Origin of the sequence: Streptomyces sp. NPDC056835, assembly GCF_042789485.1 — a bacterium.
Taxonomy (GTDB): Bacteria; Actinomycetota; Actinomycetes; order Streptomycetales; family Streptomycetaceae; genus Streptomyces.
Genome location: NZ_JBHUBB010000074.1, coordinates 1 through 3,953 on the forward strand (window position 1 = coordinate 1; position 3,953 = coordinate 3,953).

The following is a 3,953-nucleotide window of genomic DNA, read 5'->3' on the forward strand; positions in this document are numbered from 1 at the left end:
GTCTAAAATGTGGGGGATAGGAGGGAGGATGGAAAGAAATCTGAATCGGATGGGAATATCAACTGTAGGTCAGTTAGCTAAATTTCCTTTAGAGCTGCTTGAAAAGAAGTTCGGAATAATGGGAAACCAGTTGGTGCGCCCATAAGGGCATATGTTTGAATTTGTCGATAGCAAGACAACAGATTAAGTTGCAACGATCTGTCATCATCCAACTTATCCGGGAAGGAAACTGAACGGGGAGTGTAGCATGTTGGAAAAGTCATAAGTTGGCTAGATACCAAGTCACGACTGAATGGCAAGATGAGATATGTGGATAAGGATGAAAGCTACACTGCTTGAATGACAGTCCGAGTCGTCAAAACTACCGTCTATAACGGAAGGTATCCATTAACGTTATACAGTCATAGGGAGGAAGAAGTATAGTTGAGCTTTCTCTAAGCAACTCAATGACTGGACAATCCCGATAAGGGTTAAAGGGCGAACGTCACATCCGACACCGCATAAAGCTATGTCAACATATGTCTAAATGGGGATTACCTAAATCGGAATGCCTGATATAGGCTATGGATATCGATCCTGAATATCCGACAAGGTAACGGAGTCTCCGTAGTAGTCTGGGGTAGGGAAAGCCTGCTACATGGCGAAGGGAGACAGCTTGTCTAGTTTAATACAACATTGGAAGGAGCGCGAGGCTCTGTGAGAAGTCCAGACGTAGTGTTGAACAATTTAGTTTCCAAGTCTAAAGAAGAAAATTATGTTTTTGACCGTCTTTATAGGAATCTCTATAATCCTGAGTTTTACCTAAAGGCTTATGCCAAAATATATGCTAAGCCAGGTAACATGACGAAGGGATCGGACGGAAAAACTATTGACGGTTTTAGTCATAAACGCATTGGGCTTGTCAAGAAAAGTGTGTAAGTTATTCTAGATATTTCTTCACACGTTCCTTTAGGTGGTCATGAACTAATAGTTGATTCATGACCATAGCCCATTGCTGGATGCGTCCACCATCCCATTTCTTTTCTAATTCTTTTGTTCGTAAAAACAATATTTTTAATAGGGCATTCTCATGGGGGAATGCTCCTTTTTTCGTGACTTTTCGAAAGCTAGAGTGGATACTTTCAACGGCATTTGTAGTGTACATGATTTTACGAATATTACCACCATAATCGAAAAGTTGTTCCACATGAGAAAAGTTTCGTTTCCATACGTCTACAGCTCCAGGGTACGTAGACCACTGCTTTTCAAAAGATTCAAATGCACTGTGACAAGCCTTAAGGCTTGGAGCTCCATACACTTTCTTTAAGGCAGCAGTAAAAGGCTTGTAGTCTTTACTTGGTATATACTTAATCGAATTTCGAATTAAATGAACAATACATCTCTGTACGGTCACATCAGGAAAAATCGCACGTGCTCCTTCTTCCAGACCACTAACGCCATCCATTGAGAGAAAGAAGATATCTTCTACACCACGAGATTTGATTTCATCAAAAATTTGCATCCATTTATGTTTACTTTCCGTTTCATTCAACCACAAACCTAGAATGTCCTTTTTACCTTCTATGGTATATCCTAGTATTGTGTAAACGGCATACTTCTTCGTTTCATAGTCATTACGAATGGTTGTGTAAAGACAATCGACAAACACAAAAGGGTAACAGTTACTTAAGGGACGATTTTGCCACTCTTCTAAATTAGGAAGTACAGTATCCGTAATGTCGGATACCATTTCATGAGATACAGAAAAGCCATAGATGTCTTCTATCGTGGAAGAAATGTCTCGTTGTGACATTCCTCTGGCATACATCGAAATGACCTTATCCTCTATAGAGGATACATCTCTTTTACGCTTTGGAATCAACTGCGGTTCAAATGAACCATCACGATCACGGGGGACTGCAATTTCAACTTCTCCTGCCGTTGTTTTCACGATCTTTTTGCCATATCCATTTCTTCTATTTCTTGTTTCTTTTTCTCCCTTGTCATTGGATTCATAGCCCAAATGGTGATTCATTTCACCTTTTAGCATTGACTCAAACATGGGACCAAATATGTCTTTTAATGCTTCTTGCATATCTTCTACTGATTTAGGCTGATACTGTTCGATAATCTTGTTAGCTAATTCTACGGAGTTCGGATCTCTTTTCAATTTCCCCACTGAAACCACTCCTTTAGCTTTATACTTATTATTCTATCAAATAAAAAACTGTGTGAGTAAGGAACCGTACGCATTCCTTACTTACACAGTTAATATTACACTCCCCCAATTGTTTGAATTGATTGAAGCCCTCCCTACCCTCAACTATAAAATTGACTCCTTTAATAAAGTTAAGTCTTCAGATAAGCACATTTCTCTTTTGAATAAATCCTTACATAAGGTCAAACATAAAAGACTTACCGGGTTAACCCCCTAATTTTGGACACATACTACTCTTAGCTCATTATTTCATAGAATTGCTCTTTATTTTAGGTGAGGCAAGAAAATCATCCTGCCTCATACTCTCACTTCTTTAATCGTTAGCTCTTCTGTTTGGTTTCGTTGATAAAATTCATTTGGTGCTAAATCTAAAATACTCGAATGGATTCTTCGATTATTGTAGAAATCCATGTATTCAGCCACCTCATGATACGCATCTGCGTAGGAATGAAAAGCGAACCGCCTCAAACATTCATACTCTAGTAATCGGTGAAACGACTCGATATGGGCATTCATATTCGGTGTTCTCGGCGGAATGCGTTCATGTTCGATGTGGAACGTTTCACATGCTTTCTGAAACGCTAGAGAAATAAATTGTGGACCATTATCCGTTCGAATGACTGGCTTTGTTTCTCTTTCAAATTGCTGACGCTTAAACAAGGCACGCTGCACGAGTTGGCCAGCGTCGTGTCCGGTACAATGTAAACCAATATGATAATCAATGATGGAACGGTCATATACATCAATGAGCGATAGAATAAAGAAGAAACGCTCTTCACCTTCGATGTAGCCGTATTTAATATCTGCTTCCCACAGCTGATTCGATTCAGTGATGATCCGGTTCCTCGCTAATTTTCTTGGATAGTGGAACTTCACTTCTCGCTGTGGCTGTAGGATATCGAGTTCCTTACATAATCGGTACACTTTCTTTTTGTTAATCTGTAGCGCATACTCGCTTCGAAGGCGGAGGCACAACTTTCGATAGCCATAGACACCGGCTTCACCTGAGATGAGTTCCATCAGCCATTCCTGTATTTGTTCATCCGGTATTTTTTTGCCGTTCTTAGTGAGTGAATAGCCCGGAATGGGTCTGCCCTCACTTACTGACTTTTCTTCTTTCTTGTATTGATAATAGTACGTAGAAGGAGAAATCTCTAAAATCTTCAGGACTTTACGGACGGCATAACCTTTCGCAATCCACTCATTCGCTATTTCAAGCGTTTCAGTAAGTGAGGGTTCTTCTTTTTTAGTACGTCACGGAGAATGGAAATTTCTAAATCTTTTTCGCCTAACAGCTTTTTAAGCTGGTCATTCTCCTCCTCCAACTGTTTGATCCCTGAGGGAGAAACAATATCTTGAATGCCGGAATGATCTAGATTGCCTTTTTCCTGAAAAGCTTTTACCCATTTGCTTACGAGATTTGGACTGAGCTCGTGACGTCTCGCCACCAAAGCTTTATTGCCTGTTTCAATTGCTTCTTGTACCACCTGTTGTTTAAATTCAGCAGAATGTTTTCGTCTTTGCATCACAAAAGCCCCCTTATTTGGCAACCTTAAGTATAAAACCACTCTTAGTAGGTGTCCAAATTCATTAGGGGGCTAAATAGTACACGATCAATATTAAATTTTTCATATAAAGGCTTAAGTGTTATAGCTAATCCCGTAACTGTACAATTAGGTGTAGGAGCTACAAATCCTTTCCATCCCCGTTTCTCCTGTTGTGATCGTATCAGTTTTGCGTGCTCCTTATCATTGAC

At 39.8% G+C, this 3,953-nt stretch carries 4 protein-coding genes; 1 reads left to right on the plus strand and 3 read right to left on the minus strand.

Features of this window, described 5'->3' with window-relative positions; genetic code table 11:
- The first annotated feature begins 7 nt into the window (after positions 1 to 7).
- Positions 8 to 145: a hypothetical protein gene (locus ACFRMN_RS38510; protein WP_383029149.1), complete on the plus strand. Its 138-nt coding sequence runs from the start codon at positions 8 to 10 to the stop codon at positions 143 to 145.
- 774 nt (positions 146 to 919) lie between these two features.
- Here ACFRMN_RS38510 and ACFRMN_RS38515 read toward each other — a convergent pair.
- The 3 genes from ACFRMN_RS38515 to ACFRMN_RS38525 form a co-directional block, all read right to left on the minus strand.
- Positions 920 to 2,167, minus strand: a complete 1,248-nt coding sequence (locus ACFRMN_RS38515) for an IS256-like element ISBsu2 family transposase (protein WP_031600262.1) — start codon at positions 2,165 to 2,167, stop codon at positions 920 to 922.
- 327 nt (positions 2,168 to 2,494) lie between these two features.
- The gene (locus ACFRMN_RS38520) at positions 2,495 to 3,409 is read right to left on the minus strand and encodes an IS3 family transposase (RefSeq protein ID WP_033880480.1); all 915 of its coding nucleotides are present in this window, start codon (positions 3,407 to 3,409) and stop codon (positions 2,495 to 2,497) included.
- Positions 3,406 to 3,723, minus strand: coding sequence for a transposase (locus ACFRMN_RS38525; RefSeq protein WP_014479904.1), 318 nt, complete (start codon positions 3,721 to 3,723; stop codon positions 3,406 to 3,408). Before ACFRMN_RS38525 ends, ACFRMN_RS38520 begins: the two co-directional genes overlap by 4 nt.
- Between the last annotated feature and the right edge of the window lie 230 nt (positions 3,724 to 3,953).

Coding starts and splice junctions, on each gene's coding strand:
- ACFRMN_RS38525 (WP_014479904.1), bottom strand. CDS start 3,723: ATGCAAAGACGAAAACATTCTGCTGAATTTAAACAACAGGTGGTACAA.
- ACFRMN_RS38510 (WP_383029149.1), top strand. CDS start 8: ATGTGGGGGATAGGAGGGAGGATGGAAAGAAATCTGAATCGGATGGGA.